The sequence below is a fragment of the Cytobacillus praedii genome, from assembly GCF_001439605.1.
GTDB lineage: Bacteria > Bacillota > Bacilli > Bacillales > Cytobacillaceae > Cytobacillus > Cytobacillus praedii.
Map to the genome: position 1 here is coordinate 89,222 of NZ_LMBX01000006.1, position 17,318 is coordinate 106,539.

A 17,318-nucleotide genomic window follows, 5' to 3' on the forward strand; every position below is an offset into this window, starting at 1 on the left:
AAAAAAATGTAAAAGAACTAAATATTAGTATATATATATAATTGCCTGCAAATCCTATAGTGAGAAATCATTTTAGGTGGAGGTAGATTCATAAATGAGCATTTTTTTAAATGATATTGTTCTTCATTTTCCACAAATGGGATTAATGAATGAAGCAGCTTTGATCATTTATTTTTTTACTATTTATTCTCTTATGGGCTGGCTATTAGAGAACTGTTATAACCTCATCATCAACCGTAAATTTTTCAAACCAAACTTTTTCTTTGGTCCTTTTAAACCTATGTATGGTTTTGCTCCATTGCTGCTGGTTTATTTAGTCACACCCGAAACGAATTGGATGATTGTCATCCTTCTATGCTTCCTAATCCCAACTTTTGTTGAATATGTAAGTGGGGTACTGCTACAAAAGTTCTTTAACAGGCAATGGTGGGATTATTCAAGCCTTCCACTTCAGTTGCATGGCCATATTTGTCTTCCTTTTTCAATCTGCTGGGTTGCTTTATCCTTTGTATGTTTAAAATTCATTCATCCTGAAATCGCTGGATTCTATGAAAGAGTAGAGCCAGTATGGAATTTGATTTGGCCAATCGCAGTTCTATACTTTATTGCAGAATTAATAATAGCTTTCAGGAGGCATACCGCCCTCACTCATTCGATTAGCAATCATATTCAATAATTCACAACTCTCCAGTTCATATAAAACAGCAATACCTAGTTCGTACTAGGTATTTTCTATTTTATTGAAGGAGCTTTATCTATTGTAATACTAGTAAACGATTAGTGATTAGTCCCTAATTTTCCATTGAACTAACTACCATTCATACAAATTATGGTATATTTATTTATGAAAATAAGTTATTTCAATAATTGGAATATAGATTACAATTTCTATTTGCGAATGAATGATGAATTGGGGTGCCATGGACATGTTTACAAGTGCCCATTCAATTTTGGAATAACTATTAGGGATTCCAATACTTTTATCGGATATTGTGGATTGGGACCTTACGATTTAAATGAAAAAGAAATTGAACTATATTATTAAGTTTCCAGCAAGTAAAGGCATTGATAGACTATGGTTTTAATGTAATAAAATTAGACCGTATAGTCACAACTGTCCACACTGAAAACATTGCTTCTGTTCATATACTTAATAAAATCATATTCATTACAAAATATTGATAAGCAATATGATTATTTCGAAGGTTATGATTACTATTCTATAACTAAAGAAGAATTAAAAAACTAGGGGAGTCCATCTCTATCATTCTAGTCATTGTACCCGATTCTTATATAAGAGCAAGCTCCATCCATGATATTTTCCATGCGAATGCCTGTGTATTTTCTGTTTGCTTAACGCTTAAAAACAAGTGGAACGTCCCTAGATTATTCAAGTTAAAATGAAATGATATGATAGTTATCGATTGTTAAATAAAAAAACAATTCAGACAATCCGCCTTATGCTTATGCCATTGAAATAACATGTTATAGCTTCAGTTAAATAGTGAAGCAAGAGTTTACAAGTAATTAAAGCAATTCTATCGTTTTTCGGAATGTAATGACAGTAGTTAATAATAAGGGACAACAAAAAGTATAAATCTACTTGTTGTGTCCTATTTCGCTCAAAATGATTTGGAGGAATTCTGATGGACATTAAAAATATTCTTGTTGCTGGAAAATATGAAGAACTTTTTCAAAAACAAATAACCAATGATGAATCTCTAAATTTCCGATTTATTCCTGTAGATGAAATAACTTTAGATGATTTATCGTGGGCAGATGCATATGTTGGATCTAAACCGTGTTCTAACTTCAATCCTTCAAATTTAAAATGGGTTCATTCCTTTAATGCAGGCGTAAATAACTTTCTAGAAGTTGATGGATGGAAGGAGGATACTCTTCTTACTCGTACCATTTGCTCTTTTGGTGAAAGAATTAGTGAGTATTGCTTGAGCTATGTGTTAAGTGATCTCCAATTTCATAAGTATTTTAAGGAAAAACAAGTCGAAAAGGAATGGGCGACAAAGACACCAAAAATGGTGAAGGATTTAACAATTGTTATTTTTGGTTCAGGAGAAATTGGACAAGCAGTTGCAAAGACATTTCATCGGTTTGGCGCGACCGTTTATGGCGTATCTCAAAGTGGAAAGCAAAAGGAGTTTTTCAAAGAGATCACGAAACCTGCTTCTGCGGGTTCATTATTAACACTTGCAGATTGGGTTATAAGTACACTGCCTTTGACAAAGGAAACAATGAAACTTATAGATGACGAGATATTTAACCACTTTAAAGGAGCTGCTTTTATTAATGTCGGCAGGGGGGCGACAGTTGATGAAAGTGCAATGATAGAGGGGTTGAATACAGGAAAAATAAGGTGCGCAGTATTAGACGTACTTACTGCTGAACCTCTTCCAAATGACTCAGCATTATGGGGAAGAGATGACCTCATTATCACTCCTCATATTTCAGCGGTAACAGATCTGAATGAAGCAATTTCATGTTTTATTGACACATTTAGGATCATTGAAAAAAAAGAGAAATTGCTTAATCAAGTTGATGTTTCAAAGGGGTATTAGATTTCTAGTTTAAGGTATATTTTATCCGTAGAGCATAAAGGAGGTATTTCAGTGAAAATAGTCGTTGCACCTGATTCCTTTAAGGGCGCAATCACAGCCCGTGAGATTTGTACCGCTGTAAAAACAGGTGTGCAACATGTTTTTCCGGAAGCTGATGTAATCGAACTTCCTTTAGCGGATGGCGGGGAGGGGACAATGGAAACACTCGTCTTAGCTTCCAGAGGTACTTTCATAGAAGTTGAAGTAAAGGGACCATTAGGAAAACCAGTACTGGCTTCAATTGGATTACTATCTGATCAAAAGACAGCAGTAATAGAGATGGCTCAAGCATCTGGTCTTACACTATTATCGGAAGACGAAAGAAACCCCTTGTTGGCAACTACTTATGGAACAGGCGAGCTTATCAAGCATGCACTCGATAGAAACTATCGTAAGTTTATTATTGGCCTCGGTGGAAGTGCAACAAATGATGGAGGCACCGGGATGCTAAAAGCATTAGGGGTAAGATTTTTCTCAAATGATGGACACGAACTAGCTGAAGGTGGGGAAGCTTTAATAAATTTGGCATTTATTGATGATGCAGGACTAGATCCGCGCATTAAAGAATCTTCCATTTTAATTGCAAGTGATGTAACGAATCCATTATGTGGTCCGAATGGAGCTTCAGCCATTTTCGGTCCGCAAAAAGGCGCTTCTGCCAGCGACGTAATTAATCTGGACCAAGCATTATTACATTATAGTAAAATTGTTCAGAAGCAAAAAAAGATGGATGTCAGCCAGATTGTTGGAGGGGGAGCGGCTGGTGGAATGGGTGCCGCATTATCTGCCTTTTTACAGGCTGAAATACGATCTGGAATTGATGTTGTAATGGAATCGATTCAATTTGAAGAAAGAATAGAAAAGGCGAACCTTATCATAACGGGTGAGGGAAAACTTGATAGCCAAACTTTTTCAGGAAAAGTAATCACTGGGGTCAGTAAATATGCAAAAAAGCAGCAAATTCCAGTTATTGCATTATGCGGAAGCTTACAATTAAACGGAAATCAAATAAACGAGCTTGGAATTAACAGCGCATTTTCCATCGTACCAGGTCCATATTCACTTGAAACGGCTATGGCAAGCTCTGAAAAATGGACGATTGAGCGTACTGAGCAAATAATGAGATTACTTAAGGGTGTATCATTCTAATAAGATGGAGGGAATTATGTTGATGCCAAAAATTTACATAACTAGAAAAATACCTGTTCCGATTATAAAGCACCTTGAGAAAAGCTGTGATGTTTCTGTTTGGGAGCATGAAGATACGCCAGTTCCTCGTGATGTACTGGAAGAAAAAATGGGTGAGATCGATGGATTATTTTGCTTATTAACCGAAACAATTGATGAAGAAATATTAAGTAAAGCTACAAAGCTCAAAGTAATTAGCAACATGGCAGTTGGCTATAACAATATTGATATTGAAGCAGCCTCAAAAAAAGGGATCATGGTTACTAATACCCCAGGTGTATTAACAGAAACAACCGCTGACCTAACCTTTGCTCTTTTAATGGCAACTGCTAGAAGGATTACAGAAGCTTCTGCTTTTTTGCGAGCCGGACAATGGCAGACATGGTCTCCCATGCAGTTAACCGGACAAGATATCTATCAATCTACAATAGGAATAATTGGATTAGGGAGAATTGGTGAAGCACTGGCAAGAAGAGCAAAGGGGTTCAATATGAACATCCTCTACCATAGCCGAAACAGGAAGCTTCAGGCTGAGGAAGAATTAGGGTTACATTTTGCGTCTTTAGAGGACTTATTAAGAAAATCTGATTTTGTTTGTATTATGACTCCTTATACGACCGATACACATAATATGATTCGGAAAGAGCATTTCCAATTAATGAAGGATAGTGCCATTTTGATAAACACTGCTCGCGGAGGAATTGTAAATGAAAATGACCTTTATCAAGCGCTATCTCTAGGGCAAATTTGGGCAGCAGGTCTTGACGTTTTTGAACAGGAACCGGTCTCATTAGATCACCCGCTGCTCACATTACCAAATGTAGTGACACTTCCCCATATAGGAAGTGCCAGCATTGTAACACGTATGAAAATGGCAGAAGTTGCTTCAGATAATCTCCTTAGGGTCTTAAATGGAGAAATTCCTAGGCATGTCGTAAATGTGTAAAAGCTGCATTTCATAAAAAGATCGGCATTAATTATTTTCAGCCATCCTGCCAAGCGGGCCATTTTCATCAATGATATCCATCAGCTCATAGACGGAAATTGGAAACATAGGGAAGCCAAATACATAAGGTGTTATTTCATAAAGCTGAAAATAGATGACTAATGCTTTATCTGCTATATAAAAGTCTTGATTTGGCTTAATTCCTGTAAATGGATTGAGTAGCTGTATATCCCGCTGTTTAATTTGTTTCTGTATGAGCATGGAAAGCCGTTTAACATAATCGCTTCCTGGCTTAAATAAATCTTTAAGCTCGCAAGGCTTTCCTTTCTTTAGATCGAATGTTAAAGATTTAATAATCGTCATTCCATGTGCCGCATGATAATGGTACGTATAATTCGAAAGTGATAAGCTAAGAACCTCCCGCTGGTTATTTTTCAATTCATAAGAACCGATTATTTCAACGACTGATGATGGATCGCCACCAACTAATTCATTAACCAGCTGCTGGGTCTGATGGACAATCCTTTGATTGATATTTTGTTCTAATTTTACATTTTTCATTTTATACACTTGAGGATAATAAATATTTTTATCCTTCCCGTTACTTATCTTTTCTGTTCTTATACTTACAGGAAATGATATCGGCATACTACTCCATCCTTTTAACATTTTTACCTATCCTATTCAAACCGAATGATTGGGTGAATGAAGAAAGCGGGAATAGAGGATCGCATGAGAATGCAAGAATTTTCATGCTGAATTCCTCTATTAATCTATTGACAAATACTTTTTAAGCAATTAAAATTCAATTAAAGTTCCCTATGCAAATCAGTAGAGGGAATATTATTAAAAACTATTTGTAAGCGATTACCTATTAGTAAATAGTAAACAATCTGAAGTTACCAAATACAAAGTTTTTCTTTATATTTATAGAAAACTATTTTTTTATTCTTGTGTGTAACCGGTTACATGTTTTTTCGGAAAGAAGGTATGATGTGAGCACAATTAAAGATGTAGCAAACGAAGCGAATGTATCTGTCGCAACTGTTTCAAGAGTGTTAAATAACAATGGCTATGTAAATGAAGATACGAGAAAAAAAGTTTTAAAAGCCATAGAGAAATTAGACTATAAACCAAATGCGGTTGCTAGAAGTCTTTTTAAAAAACAATCTAAAACAATTGCTCTCATCGTACCTGATATTAAAAACCCGTTTTTCCCTGAAATAGCCAGAGCGATTGAGGATGTTTTGAATAACAATGATTATACATTAATCCTTTGCAATTCAGATGAACATGAGGATAAGGAAAAAAAATATTTTGATGTCATGAAGCAAAAATATGTGGACGGTGTGATTATTGTTACAAGTACACTTACACCGAACTATATTGAGAAAAATAATATTCCAATCGTTTCGCTTGACCGTCCAATACATCAAAGTATTCCATCTGTTTCTGTCAACAATTATGAAGGAGCAAAGGAAGCGGTACAATATCTAAAAAAGATTGGTTGCAAAAAAATTGCCCATGTCCGCGGTCCAGTAAGTGTCATTAATGCAGACGAACGTTATAAAGGCTATTTAAGTGAAGTATGCAATGAGCCTTGGTTTAATAAGGACTACATTATCAATGGAAATTATAACGTTTTAGAAACTGCGAAGGCGACAATGGTCCTATTATCCAAGCACCGTGATATTGATGGAATCTTTGCAGGGAATGACTATATGGCTTTAGGCGTATTGAAGGCAGCAACACAAATGGGAATACGAATTCCACAAGATCTTTCCTTGATTGGTTTTGATGGCATTCAGCTTTGTGAACTTACAAGTCCAGAAATTACAACGATGGCACAGCCTATATATGAATTAGGGGAGTCAGCAGCTAAACTTTTACTTGATATGATTGAAGGAAAAGCTGTAAATCCTGCCCAGCAAGAATTTAAAGTATCTTTAAAAATAGGTCAATCAACTAAGGTCTTGAGGTGAAAATAATGACAAAAAAGAAAATCACTGTCATCGGCAGTATTAATATGGATATTGTAACAAGTACAAATATCCTTCCAAAAATGGGTGAAACGGTTTTAGGAAAAGCGTTTCACACCATCCCCGGTGGCAAAGGGGCAAATCAGGCTGTTGCAGCTGCAAGATTAGGCGCAGATGTAAGCATGATCGGGTGTGTCGGAAAAGATACATTTGGCAAAGAGTTAAAACAGCATTTAAATAATCAAGGAATAGATGTGCAAAATGTGGAACCGGTTACAGAAACTTCAACTGGGACAGCTACTATAACAGTTTTTGATGGAGATAACAGTATCATTGTCGTTCCGGGAGCCAACTATCAAGTCACACCTGTTTACATCGAAAGATTAGAAAAAATGATTGCAGAGAGTGATGTTGTTTTACTTCAGCTGGAAATTCCTTTAGAGACGGTTGAGAAAGCAGTCGAAATTGCCAGCAAGCATCATGCAACAATCATTTTAAATCCAGCACCGATTCAGCTTTTATCAAAAGAGCTTTTATCAAAAATTGACTATATTACACCAAATGAGCATGAACAAGAAATGCTGCTTTCTTCTTCTGATTGGACAGACGAAGAAAGAAAAGAAATTATCAAAAAGTGCATTGTTACAAAAGGTGCAAAAGGTGTTTCCATTTTGAAGGGGAATGAACGCCAAATTCCTAGTTTCAACGTGGATGTTGTGGATACAACAGGTGCAGGGGATACGTTTAATGGCGCACTTGCTTATTGCTTAAGTATCGGTTATCAGCTAGAAGAAGCCTGCCATTTCGCTAACGCTGCTGCTGCCTTATCCGTAACAAAATTTGGTGCTCAAGGCGGAATGCCTACCCTCCAGGAGGTAGAGGAATTCCTGCAGCAAAGAGGAGAAAAGAGAAAATGAAAAAGTTAGGGATTTTAAATAGTCATATATCTGAAGTGCTTGCGCGACTTGGACATACCGATACAATTGTTATTGCTGATTGTGGACTTCCTATTCCAGATGAAACGATTCGAATCGATTTAGCATTAAAACAGGGAGACCCTAGTTTCATTGATACGCTAGAAACATTGCTTGAGGATATGGCAGTGGAAAATGCAACACTTGCTGTAGAAATTAAGGAGCAAAACAAACAAATTGATGAGAAGGTTACCTCTATTCTTAAAGATGTATCAATAGAGTATATTTCTCACGAAGAATTTAAGGCACTAACAAAAAAGGCAAAAGCAGTCATCCGAACAGGTGAAGTAACTCCATATGCAAACATTATTTTACATGCAGGAGTGATATTCTAATATGAATAGCCAACCAATGATTCAAATGAAAGGTATTTCTAAAGCGTTCTCCGGAAATATCGTTTTGGAAAAAGTAGACTTTGAAATTATGCCTGGGGAAGTACATGCCCTTATGGGAGAAAATGGGGCTGGTAAATCAACCTTAATGAAAATTTTAACAGGTATATATGAAAGAGATGCCGGAACTGTTTCTGTTCGTGGGAGTGAGGTACATTTCAAAAATGCGAAAGAAGCAGAAATGGCTGGAATTGCCGTTATTCATCAAGAGCTAAATATCATTCCATATTTAACAGTCACCGAAAATATGTTTTTAGGAAAAGAACTGACATTCGGTAGATTCGGAATGACAAAAGATAAAGAAATGAAGCAAAAGACGAAAGAATACTTAAACCGTCTAGGGATCGATATAGATCCTGCCATTGAGGCTGGCAATTTATCTGTCGGTCAGCAGCAAATGATTGAAATTGCTCGAGCGGTTGCCGCAAATACGGAAGTATTAATTATGGACGAGCCTACTGCAGCATTAACAGATCGAGAAATTGAAGCCTTGTTTAAAGTGATCCATTCCCTTAAAGAACAAGGCGTCGGAATTGTCTATATTTCTCATCGAATGGAGGAAATATTTCAAATCTGCGATCGAATATCTGTTTTACGAGATGGACAATTCATTGGTGTGAAAGCGATTCCAGAAACAAACTTTGATGAAATTGTCAAAATGATGGTTGGCAGGCAGCTAGGTGACCGCTTCCCGGAACGAGATACAGCTATAGGTTCTGAAAGGTTAAAAGTAGAAAATTTCACAAGTAAGGGATCGTTTGAAAACGTACATTTTTCTATTCATCAAGGAGAAATTCTCGGAGTAGCCGGTTTAATGGGTGCTGGCCGGACGGAAATTATGGAAGCGATCTTTGGCTATCGGAGGATACAGGAAGGAAAGCTATTTATTGATGGAAAAGAGACAAAAATCAAATCACCATATGATGCGATAAAAGCTGGGATCGGCTTTATTACGGAAGATCGTAAAAGTGAAGGTCTAGTACTCGATTTATCTGTAAGAGAAAACTTCTCATTGACCAATCTTAAGAAAATTTCGAAAAAGAATATCATTTCTGCAAAAGAGGAAGCTAGTTTTGTTGATGAGATGATTCAAAAGCTGCATGTTAAAACATCCAGCAGCGAACAATTAGTAAAATCACTCAGTGGCGGAAATCAGCAAAAGATCGTTATTGGGAAATGGTTAGGAATTAACCCAAAAATCTTAATATTAGATGAGCCAACTCGCGGTGTCGATGTAGGAGCAAAAAAAGAAATTTATCAAATCATGAATGAATTAACAAAATTAGGCGTTTCCATTATTATGGTTTCTTCTGAGCTTCCAGAAATTTTAGGAATGAGCGACCGAATCCTTGTTATTCATGAAGGGAAAGTATCCGCAATATTAAATAAGTCCGAGGCTGACCAAGAAATGATCATGCAAGCCGCGACAGGGGGAAATAAAAAATGAAGTCCTCAGCTTTATTTTCGAAACAGTTACAAAAATTAGGACCTTTACTAGGATTAGTCATCATCACAGTCATTCTAGCTATTGTAAGTCCAAGCTTTTTAACATTGGACAATATCTTTAATGTACTACGTCAAGTATCAATCAATGCTTTAATCGCATTCGGAATGACATTTGTTATTTTAACAGGAGGAATTGATCTCTCGGTCGGGTCAATACTAGCTCTTTCATCTGCTGTAACTGCTGGTTTATTAGCTAGTGGAATGGACCCAATCTTAGCCATTCTTATTGGCTTACTAGCAGGTGCTGTAATGGGGGCAATTAATGGATTCATTATTACAAAAGGGAAGGTCGCTCCTTTCATTGCCACACTAGCAACAATGACTATTTTTCGCGGATTAACTCTCGTTTATACTGAAGGACGTCCAATTACAGGCTTATCAGATAGTCAGTTTTTCGAATTAATGGGGCGTGGATACCTAGGCTGGATACCGGTTCCTGTTATTTGGATGCTCATTTCCTATTGTATCCTTTACTTTATCCTAAAGAAGACTACATTCGGCCGTAAAGTTTACGCAATTGGCGGGAATGAAGAAGCATCTATTTTATCTGGAATTCGTGTAGACAAAGTGAAAATTTGGATTTATTCCATTACAGGAACATTATCTGCACTTGCAGGAATTATTTTAACATCTCGTTTGAATTCTGCTCAGCCTACCGCAGGGGCATCCTATGAATTAGATGCAATTGCAGCTGTTGTATTAGGCGGAACAAGTTTGTCTGGCGGAAAAGGCTGGATTTTTGGAACATTGATTGGAGCCCTCATCATTGGGGTTTTAAATAATGGATTAAATTTGATGAATGTAAGTTCCTTTTATCAACAAGTAGTTAAAGGAGGTGTCATTCTTCTCGCAGTTCTATTAGATCGAAAAAAAGCGGCATAATATAATGTTTAGAGCAAATTTGTCCGCAAGAGCATCTTATTTAATTCATACATTTTAGGAGGTCAATTACGTGAAAAAAGCATTTAAAGGATTTTTGTTTATCACATTAATGATGGTTTTATTAGCTGGCTGTTCAACAGAGGCTCCCGGATCATCAGATAAGAGCGAAAAAGAAACTGGCGGTAAAAAGGATGATAGTGTAAAAATTGGTCTTTCTGTTTCTACTTTGAACAATCCATTTTTCGTTTCTCTTAAACAAGGTGCAGAAGATGAAGCAAAAGCACAAGGTGCGGAAATTGTAACAGTAGATGCACAAAACGATTCTGCTAAACAAGTAAGTGATATTGAAGATTTAATTCAGCAGGGTGTTGATGTATTACTAGTTAACCCAACAGATTCTGCTGCAGTAGCAGTAGCAATTGAATCAGCAAATAATGCAAATATCCCTGTAATCACAGTAGACCGTAGTGCTGAAGGCGGAGAGGTAGTAGCACATATTGCTTCTGATAACGTAGCTGGCGGTGAAATGGCTGGAAAATTCATTTTAGAAAAGTTAGGAAATAAAGGGAAAGTCGTTGAATTGGAAGGAATTCCCGGATCATCAGCAGCTCGTGAGCGTGGAGAAGGTTTCCATAAAGCTGTAGATGCTGTTGCAGATGTTGAAGTAGTTGCTAAACAAGCGGCAGATTTTGACCGTGCAAAAGGCTTATCTGTAATGGAAAATATTTTGCAAGGAAATAAAGATATCCAAGCAGTATTTGCTCATAACGATGAAATGGCATTAGGCGCGTTAGAAGCAATACAAGCAGCTGGCTTAACTGATGTAATTGTTGTAGGTTTTGATGCAACTGACGATGCAGTGAAGGCTGTTGAAAGTGGAAATATGGCCGCAACGGTAGCTCAAAAGCCTGCCATTATTGGTCAGCAAGGTGTAACTACAGCGTTAAAAGTGGCTAACGACGAAACTGTGGATGAATTTATTCCGGTTGAGTTAGAGTTAGTAAAATAATCTTGATGTATAAAAAACTGCCGTTCATTTGAGCGGCAGTTTTTTAATATTAATAATCTGTTATAATAATATCCCGATCTAGTATGCTTTCAACCACTTCACTTACTTGAAAAGAGACTTGCGGTGAATCATAATTTTCAAAAGTATATTCGCAATTTGTCTTATAACCCATAATTTCGTTATAGTGAGCCAGATGACGATTAATATCTTCCTCTTTATCCTCTCTAGCTTTATGTCTCTTTATAACCGTATCTCTGTCAGCATAGATAAAAAAGCGAATAACGCGATCCCCATACATCAATTTTAATTTTTCTGTTCCTTCAGGATTTAAGGTTAAATAAACAAGAGCATGTGATTCAAAAGCCTTTATAATATCTTCTTCTCGAATACCGTAATAGAATCCATCAATTTCAACACTTTCAAGAAATTCATGGTTCTCCTCCATTTTAATAAAAGCTTCAGTATCAACAAAATGATAATCTTCGCCATCTTGTTCATAATGACGTGGAGGTCTTGTCGTATAGGAAAGAACGGTTTCCATATCAAACATGGTCGCGACCATCTTAGAAATCGTCTTCCTTCCAGATCCATCAGGACCCGTGTAAATAAATAATTTTTCTTGTCCTTTAATTTCGTACATAGGTAAGCCTCCTTAAATAAATTGATTTTGATTGTGACGGTACATGACGAAGCAGCTGCTTAGCAAAATGAAAAAATTCTGAGGGGGGAAAATACGCGATAGTAGGGGAAATCATGTAAATCATCTAAAAAAATGATTTAAATATGATAATTATATCAGATTCTTCTGAACTTTTGTGTTTTATTGATTATTTCGTAAAAATAATTTAAACTTTGTAACTAATTAAATTAAAGGAAATCAATAGGCATTATAGAAAAATGTTCATATATAATTAAAAAGGTAAACTATATTCATAGAATGATAGGAGAGATTGATATGAGAGTCAAAGAAGGATTCATAAGAGTTACAGGAGGGAACGTGTGGTATCAGATTCATGATAAGCATACAGATAAAACCCCTGTAATTATACTCCACGGAGGGCCGGGTTCTTCACATTATTCTTTGCAGGGTCTTAAGGTTCTTTCAGAAGATCGTCCAGTTATCTTTTATGATCAATTAGGCTGTGGAAAGTCGGATCGGCCAGAGGACACCTCCTTATGGAAGATTGAAAGATTTGTTGAAGAATTAGTACAAATTAGAACAGAACTTTGCTTAGACAAAGTTCATATTCTCGGGCATTCTTGGGGAACAACATTAGCAGCTGCTTATATTCTATCAAAACCAGCAGGTGTAGAAAGTATTATTTTTTCAAGCCCTTGTTTAAGTGCTCCGCTTTGGGCCGAAGACCAGGATCGAAATCGCAAGCAATTATCAAAAGAGGTTCAAGCTACTTTACAAGCATGTGAAGAAAATGGAACAACAGACTTAGAGGAATATAAAGCGGCGACCGCTGAATTCAATAAGCACTTTGTCTGTCGTCTTGACCCGTTGCCTACTTTCTTAAAACAAGGAGGACAATACAAAAATCCAGCTATTTATAATATCATGTGGGGGCCGTCAGAGTTTCACGTAACTGGAAATTTGAAAAACTTTGATTGCACTTCACAATTAAAGGAAATTGCTATCCCAACATTATATACATGTGGCCGATATGATGAAGCGACCCCAGAATCAACTGAATATTTTAGCAGCCTTACACCTGGAGCTAAATTCCATATTTTTGAAAACAGTGCACATATGCCTTATATAGAAGAAACTGATGAGTATCTGATGGTAGTAAGGGACTTTTTAAGGAATGCAGATTATAGCAGTTAATAAGGGACGAATAAGTAGGTGAGGTTTATGTTTTTCTTGTTACTAACCGGCTTAATAATTTCGATAGTTGTCGGCACGACTTTAATGTTGAACGGGAATATACTTTTCGGCGTTGTTTCCATTGGAATAGGAACTATCATACTCCTAATCATTGTTTTCTATTATGGAAAAAAGAAAAATCGAAAAAAAAAGTTTGATTGCATGCCTGATTGTGATTGTGGACCCGATCTAGACTGTGATTGCGGGCCAGATTGTAATTAAGATGAATAGAGTATTAGCAATTGTCCCCTGTCATCGAATGAAAAACAGATGCATAACCATTAAAGGGTATACTTTGCCATTATGTGCAAGATGTACAGGGATATTAATAGGGTATCTTTTCTTTCCGATATTACTTCTTATTGATATACATATTTCAATATGGCTAGGATTATTTCTAAATATTCCAATGATCATTGATGGCTGGACGCAGAAGAAGAAGTATAGAGTGAGCAATAATACAATAAGATTATTTACCGGCATCATTTGTGGGTTTGGACAAAGCATTTTAATAGTTAGTATAAGTGACACTATTGTTTCTTTGTTCCAATAACCTTTAACGTCAGTGATCATATATTATTTTACCTGGGAGTGAAAGAGCGATTGAACAGAGAAAAACTCGCACTTAATCATGCAATAATGATTGAGATGATACGAAGAAGCGGAACAACAGATTTCGAAATGATTCATTTACTTAAAAACGGTGATAGCAAGGAATTTACTCCTTATGGCGAAGGGATTCCAGACTGGCAAACGTTTATTGATTTTTATCGAACCCATACAGAAAAGTTAGAAAAAGCCATCATAAATGGGTATACAATTACTTTTCTCACAAAAAATGCACTAAAAACACTATTGAAGATTAAATATGATTTAGTGGAGAATATTGATTATCAGGACTTTGATTTTTACTTAGATGGTCTGGTATTAACAAAAAGCCAGATTGAGGACTTACAAAACTTCATCTCTTTAAACTGGAAAGTAATAGATAAGCAGTCTGCTAACGAAAAACATCATGTAAAAATCGAATTACACTATATGGAGTAAGTGAAAACAAGTATGTTATGATATACTTATATTTTCATATCTTTCGAAAAGAGGGAATATTATGCACAAGGATTTTTTCATTACTAATCGTAATCATTTATATGAAGAATTAAAAGACGAGTCTCTTCTTATTTTATTTGGAGGAAAAGCACCGCAAAAGTCAGCGGATGAAGCCTATAAGTTTGTACCTAATCGAAATTTTTACTATATAACAGGGATCGACGAACCAAATATTATATTTATAGCTCGAAAAAAAGGAAGTAAAGTGGAAGAATTCCTTTTTATTGAAAAATCTGATCCTGTCTTAGAAAAGTGGGTTGGGAAATCCATTACCATCAGTGAGGCAATAGAAACTTCTGGAATAGAGAATATTTTATATCTTGATCAATTCGAATCTACATTGTCTCAAACCCTTATTTCAGAATCAGTTTTTCACGTTTATTTAGATTTAGAACGAAGAGAATTAGATTCTGTGACAACAAAGGCACAGCAATTTGCTCGTAAAATCCAAACAAATTATCCATATGTACATATAAATAATGTTTATCCAGTCATAAGTGAGCTTCGTGTTTATAAAAAACCGGCAGAAATTGAAAAGATCAAAAAAGCGATTGAAATTACCCAAAATGGCATTAGAAATGTCATGAAGCATGCTAAGCCAGGAATGAAGGAATATCAGCTTGAAGCCCATTTTGACTTTATTTTAAATTCTGAGGGCGTGAAAGAGCATGCATTTCCAACAATTGTTGCCAGTGGGGGAAATGGAACAGTCCTTCATTATGAGAAAAATAATGCTTTTGCCGAAGACGGTACTCTCGTTCTTCTTGATTTAGGGGCGCAATTTGAATATTATAATGCCGATATTAGCTACACGTTTCCTGTTAATGGGAAATTTACAGAAAAGCAAAAAATGTATTACAATATCGTCTTAAAAGCTTTGAGAGAAACAACCGCTCTTATTAAACCAGGCGTACCATTTGCAAAGTTAAATGAAATGACAAAGAAAGTACTTGCAGATGAATGTATAAAGATGGGCTTAATAAAAGAGGAACATGAGATTAGTGAGTACTATTATCATGGTGTCAGCCATTTTCTCGGATTAGATACACATGATGTTGGAAGTTATAAAGATTTAGTTCTGCAGCCTGGAATGGTACTTACTGTAGAGCCAGGTCTTTATATAGCGGATGAAGAAATCGGCATTCGAATTGAAGATGATGTATTAGTAACAGAGACAGGTTATGAGGTGCTTACTAAGGATATCATTCGTTCAGTAGAGGATATTGAAGCCTTTATGCAAAAATAAGTTAGGAAGCTATTATTACATTTTGTAATAATGGCTTTTTTTAATATTACTAGTACAGGATCACTTGACATAAAGTTTGGGCTATTCATATAATAGTAATTGATAACAATTATCATTATCAATAAGTCGAGGGAAGTGATATTTTGACTTCAATAATACAAACCGATTTTTCAAAAATGCCTGGTCACTGGCTACTTGCTAAAATGGGAAAACGTGTTCTGCGCCCTGGTGGAATTGAACTAACAAAAAAGATGATCGAACACTTACATATCACAGAAGATGATGATGTTGCGGAATTTGCTCCTGGACTTGGGGTTACATCAAAAATCGTCCTAGATAAGAATCCTAACTCTTATATTGCCATTGAACAAAATGATGATGCTGCCAAACAGGTTAATAAATATTTGCCTCCTGAGAAGGCAGCTTGTATTATTGGTGATGCTCAAAATACAAAACTGCCAAGTCAATCGGTAAATGTCTTATACGGAGAAGCGATGCTAACAATGCAATCACCGAAGCAAAAAGAAGAGATTATCGAAGAGGCTTATCGAATCTTACGCAAAGGCGGAAGATATGGGATTCATGAACTCTGCTTAAATCCTAATACGATTGATGAGGAATTAAAATCGACGATCCAGCGTGACTTAGCGAATGTGATTCGTGTAAATGCGAAACCTCTGACAGTATTTGAATGGAAATCTCTTTTTGAAAATAAAGGGTTCAATGTTGTAATCATCGAAATGCGGCCTATGTATTTATTAGAAAAGAAGCGGATGATTCAGGATGAGGGTGTAAAGGGGTTTGCTACAATTGTCAAAAATATCGCTGTGAATCCAGACGCGAGAAAACGAATAGAAGACATGCGAAATACTTTTAAAAAATATGAAAAGTACCTTGGAGCCATTAGTATTGTCATGGAAAAGCAAGAATGAGCAGAAAGAAAAGGGAGAGTCCATTTAGATATGTACTTTCTCTTTTTCACTTATTCAATAAATAAAGAATTACATTTTTTTTCATGGAAATGCTAAATTTGAATACTCAAGAAAGGGGAATAGGACATAATGCAATCGTTGACACAAACAGAAGTGGAAAATTTGCGAAGAATCATTGGCGAACATGGAATGATCGCCAACAAATTAGAAGCTTATGCTCAAACAGCTATGGATTCTGAGTTAAAAACGATGCTGCAAAGAGATGCTCAAGCAGCAAAAACAGCGCAACAGCAGCTTCTAACATTCTTACAATAAGGGGGACTATTCGTGCTGCAAGATAAAGATATTGTTAATGATTATTTAAATGGATTAAATGCAAGTTTAAAAAGCTATGCAGGCTATATTAGCGATGCAAATAATACAGAGCTAAGACAAACATTAATTCAATTAAGAAATGCAGATGAGTCCCGGCAGAGAACAGTTTATAATTATGCTCTTCAAAAAGGGGATTATAAGCCTGCACAAACAGCTACACAAGAGGAAATTGAACATGTACGAACAGAGTTAACTTCTGGTCAATAATACGGAGCAAACTCCGAAAATCCACTTGTTATCCATTAAAAACAAGTGGATTTTTACTGTTAAGGATTAGTAGAATTTTTTCTTATT

Annotated in this window: 19 protein-coding genes; 17 read left to right on the top strand and 2 right to left on the bottom strand. The window is 36.0% G+C overall.

All coding sequences use genetic code 11. The features are described 5' to 3' along the window. The first annotated feature begins 94 nt into the window (after window positions 1-94). The 4 genes from ASU02_RS08545 (at window position 95) to ASU02_RS08560 (ending at window position 4,749) form a co-directional block, all read left to right on the top strand. Window positions 95-676 (top strand): putative ABC transporter permease, encoded by a 582-nt coding sequence (locus ASU02_RS08545; RefSeq protein WP_057763006.1) that lies wholly within the window; start codon window positions 95-97, stop codon window positions 674-676. A 970-nt stretch (window positions 677-1,646) separates the two neighbouring features. Next, window positions 1,647-2,576, top strand: a complete 930-nt coding sequence (locus tag ASU02_RS08550; RefSeq protein WP_057763007.1) for a D-2-hydroxyacid dehydrogenase — start codon at window positions 1,647-1,649, stop codon at window positions 2,574-2,576. 51 nt (window positions 2,577-2,627) lie between these two features. Then, window positions 2,628-3,764: a glycerate kinase gene (locus tag ASU02_RS08555; RefSeq protein ID WP_057763008.1), complete on the top strand. Its 1,137-nt coding sequence runs from the start codon at window positions 2,628-2,630 to the stop codon at window positions 3,762-3,764. A 19-nt stretch (window positions 3,765-3,783) separates the two neighbouring features. Continuing rightward, window positions 3,784-4,749, top strand: coding sequence for a 2-hydroxyacid dehydrogenase (locus tag ASU02_RS08560; protein WP_082631752.1), 966 nt, complete (start codon window positions 3,784-3,786; stop codon window positions 4,747-4,749). 27 nt (window positions 4,750-4,776) lie between these two features. Here ASU02_RS08560 and ASU02_RS08565 read toward each other — a convergent pair whose 3' ends face one another. Next, on the bottom strand, window positions 4,777-5,397 hold the full coding sequence (locus ASU02_RS08565) for a DUF3298 and DUF4163 domain-containing protein (RefSeq protein ID WP_082631743.1): 621 nt from the start codon (window positions 5,395-5,397) through the stop codon (window positions 4,777-4,779). Between the two features lie 347 nt (window positions 5,398-5,744). On the opposite strand from ASU02_RS08565, the gene ASU02_RS08570 reads away from it, so the two are divergent. From ASU02_RS08570 to rbsB, 6 genes are all read left to right on the top strand, one after another. Continuing rightward, a complete protein-coding gene (locus ASU02_RS08570; protein ID WP_057763009.1) occupies window positions 5,745-6,731 on the top strand; it encodes a LacI family DNA-binding transcriptional regulator in 987 nt (328 codons plus the stop codon). A 5-nt stretch (window positions 6,732-6,736) separates the two neighbouring features. Beyond that, the gene (rbsK, locus tag ASU02_RS08575) at window positions 6,737-7,645 is read left to right on the top strand and encodes a ribokinase (RefSeq protein WP_057763010.1); all 909 of its coding nucleotides are present in this window, start codon (window positions 6,737-6,739) and stop codon (window positions 7,643-7,645) included. After that, a complete protein-coding gene (gene rbsD / locus ASU02_RS08580) occupies window positions 7,642-8,037 on the top strand; it encodes a D-ribose pyranase (RefSeq protein WP_057763011.1) in 396 nt (131 codons plus the stop codon). The genes rbsK and rbsD overlap by 4 nt, the downstream gene beginning before the upstream one ends. 16 nt (window positions 8,038-8,053) lie before the next feature. Then, window positions 8,054-9,541, top strand: coding sequence for a sugar ABC transporter ATP-binding protein (locus tag ASU02_RS08585; protein WP_198317422.1), 1,488 nt, complete (start codon window positions 8,054-8,056; stop codon window positions 9,539-9,541). After that, entirely contained in the window at window positions 9,538-10,482 is a 945-nt protein-coding gene (locus ASU02_RS08590; RefSeq protein ID WP_057763013.1) for an ABC transporter permease, read from the top strand. The genes ASU02_RS08585 and ASU02_RS08590 overlap by 4 nt, the downstream gene beginning before the upstream one ends. 109 nt (window positions 10,483-10,591) lie before the next feature. Continuing rightward, window positions 10,592-11,491, top strand: a complete 900-nt coding sequence (gene rbsB, locus ASU02_RS08595) for a ribose ABC transporter substrate-binding protein RbsB (RefSeq protein ID WP_095396706.1) — start codon at window positions 10,592-10,594, stop codon at window positions 11,489-11,491. 49 nt (window positions 11,492-11,540) lie between these two features. Here rbsB and ASU02_RS08600 read toward each other — a convergent pair whose 3' ends face one another. Further along, a complete protein-coding gene (locus ASU02_RS08600; protein WP_057763015.1) occupies window positions 11,541-12,131 on the bottom strand; it encodes a guanylate kinase in 591 nt (196 codons plus the stop codon). A gap of 315 nt (window positions 12,132-12,446) precedes the next feature. Between ASU02_RS08600 and ASU02_RS08605 the strand changes: the two genes are divergently transcribed. The 7 genes from ASU02_RS08605 (at window position 12,447) to ASU02_RS08640 (ending at window position 17,231) form a co-directional block, all read left to right on the top strand. Beyond that, on the top strand, window positions 12,447-13,325 hold the full coding sequence (locus ASU02_RS08605; protein ID WP_057763016.1) for a proline iminopeptidase-family hydrolase: 879 nt from the start codon (window positions 12,447-12,449) through the stop codon (window positions 13,323-13,325). A 262-nt stretch (window positions 13,326-13,587) separates the two neighbouring features. Beyond that, window positions 13,588-13,917, top strand: a complete 330-nt coding sequence (locus ASU02_RS25745) for a DUF2085 domain-containing protein (RefSeq protein ID WP_082631744.1) — start codon at window positions 13,588-13,590, stop codon at window positions 13,915-13,917. 50 nt (window positions 13,918-13,967) lie between these two features. Then, window positions 13,968-14,411, top strand: a complete 444-nt coding sequence (locus tag ASU02_RS08620) for a hypothetical protein (RefSeq protein WP_057763019.1) — start codon at window positions 13,968-13,970, stop codon at window positions 14,409-14,411. Between the two features lie 61 nt (window positions 14,412-14,472). Further along, window positions 14,473-15,717: an aminopeptidase P family protein gene (locus ASU02_RS08625; protein ID WP_057763020.1), complete on the top strand. Its 1,245-nt coding sequence runs from the start codon at window positions 14,473-14,475 to the stop codon at window positions 15,715-15,717. A gap of 143 nt (window positions 15,718-15,860) precedes the next feature. Then, the gene (locus ASU02_RS08630; protein WP_232426209.1) at window positions 15,861-16,649 is read left to right on the top strand and encodes a class I SAM-dependent methyltransferase; all 789 of its coding nucleotides are present in this window, start codon (window positions 15,861-15,863) and stop codon (window positions 16,647-16,649) included. Between the two features lie 129 nt (window positions 16,650-16,778). Continuing rightward, the gene (locus ASU02_RS08635; RefSeq protein ID WP_057763021.1) at window positions 16,779-16,964 is read left to right on the top strand and encodes a hypothetical protein; all 186 of its coding nucleotides are present in this window, start codon (window positions 16,779-16,781) and stop codon (window positions 16,962-16,964) included. Between the two features lie 15 nt (window positions 16,965-16,979). Next, the gene (locus ASU02_RS08640) at window positions 16,980-17,231 is read left to right on the top strand and encodes a spore coat protein (RefSeq protein WP_057763144.1); all 252 of its coding nucleotides are present in this window, start codon (window positions 16,980-16,982) and stop codon (window positions 17,229-17,231) included. Window positions 17,232-17,318: the final 87 nt, after the last annotated feature.

What these genes read in the sequence shown, in the direction of transcription:
- ASU02_RS08545 (WP_057763006.1), top strand. Translation starts at nt 95, where the DNA reads ATGAGCATTTTTTTAAATGATATTGTTCTTCATTTTCCACAAATGGGA.
- ASU02_RS08550 (WP_057763007.1), top strand. Translation starts at nt 1,647, where the DNA reads ATGGACATTAAAAATATTCTTGTTGCTGGAAAATATGAAGAACTTTTT.
- ASU02_RS08565 (WP_082631743.1), bottom strand. Translation starts at nt 5,397, where the DNA reads ATGCCGATATCATTTCCTGTAAGTATAAGAACAGAAAAGATAAGTAAC.
- rbsK (WP_057763010.1), top strand. Translation starts at nt 6,737, where the DNA reads ATGACAAAAAAGAAAATCACTGTCATCGGCAGTATTAATATGGATATT.
- rbsD (WP_057763011.1), top strand. Translation starts at nt 7,642, where the DNA reads ATGAAAAAGTTAGGGATTTTAAATAGTCATATATCTGAAGTGCTTGCG.
- ASU02_RS08585 (WP_198317422.1), top strand. Translation starts at nt 8,054, where the DNA reads ATGATTCAAATGAAAGGTATTTCTAAAGCGTTCTCCGGAAATATCGTT.
- ASU02_RS08590 (WP_057763013.1), top strand. Translation starts at nt 9,538, where the DNA reads ATGAAGTCCTCAGCTTTATTTTCGAAACAGTTACAAAAATTAGGACCT.
- rbsB (WP_095396706.1), top strand. Translation starts at nt 10,592, where the DNA reads ATGATGGTTTTATTAGCTGGCTGTTCAACAGAGGCTCCCGGATCATCA.
- ASU02_RS08600 (WP_057763015.1), bottom strand. Translation starts at nt 12,131, where the DNA reads ATGTACGAAATTAAAGGACAAGAAAAATTATTTATTTACACGGGTCCT.
- ASU02_RS08605 (WP_057763016.1), top strand. Translation starts at nt 12,447, where the DNA reads ATGAGAGTCAAAGAAGGATTCATAAGAGTTACAGGAGGGAACGTGTGG.
- ASU02_RS25745 (WP_082631744.1), top strand. Translation starts at nt 13,588, where the DNA reads ATGAATAGAGTATTAGCAATTGTCCCCTGTCATCGAATGAAAAACAGA.
- ASU02_RS08625 (WP_057763020.1), top strand. Translation starts at nt 14,473, where the DNA reads ATGCACAAGGATTTTTTCATTACTAATCGTAATCATTTATATGAAGAA.
- ASU02_RS08635 (WP_057763021.1), top strand. Translation starts at nt 16,779, where the DNA reads ATGCAATCGTTGACACAAACAGAAGTGGAAAATTTGCGAAGAATCATT.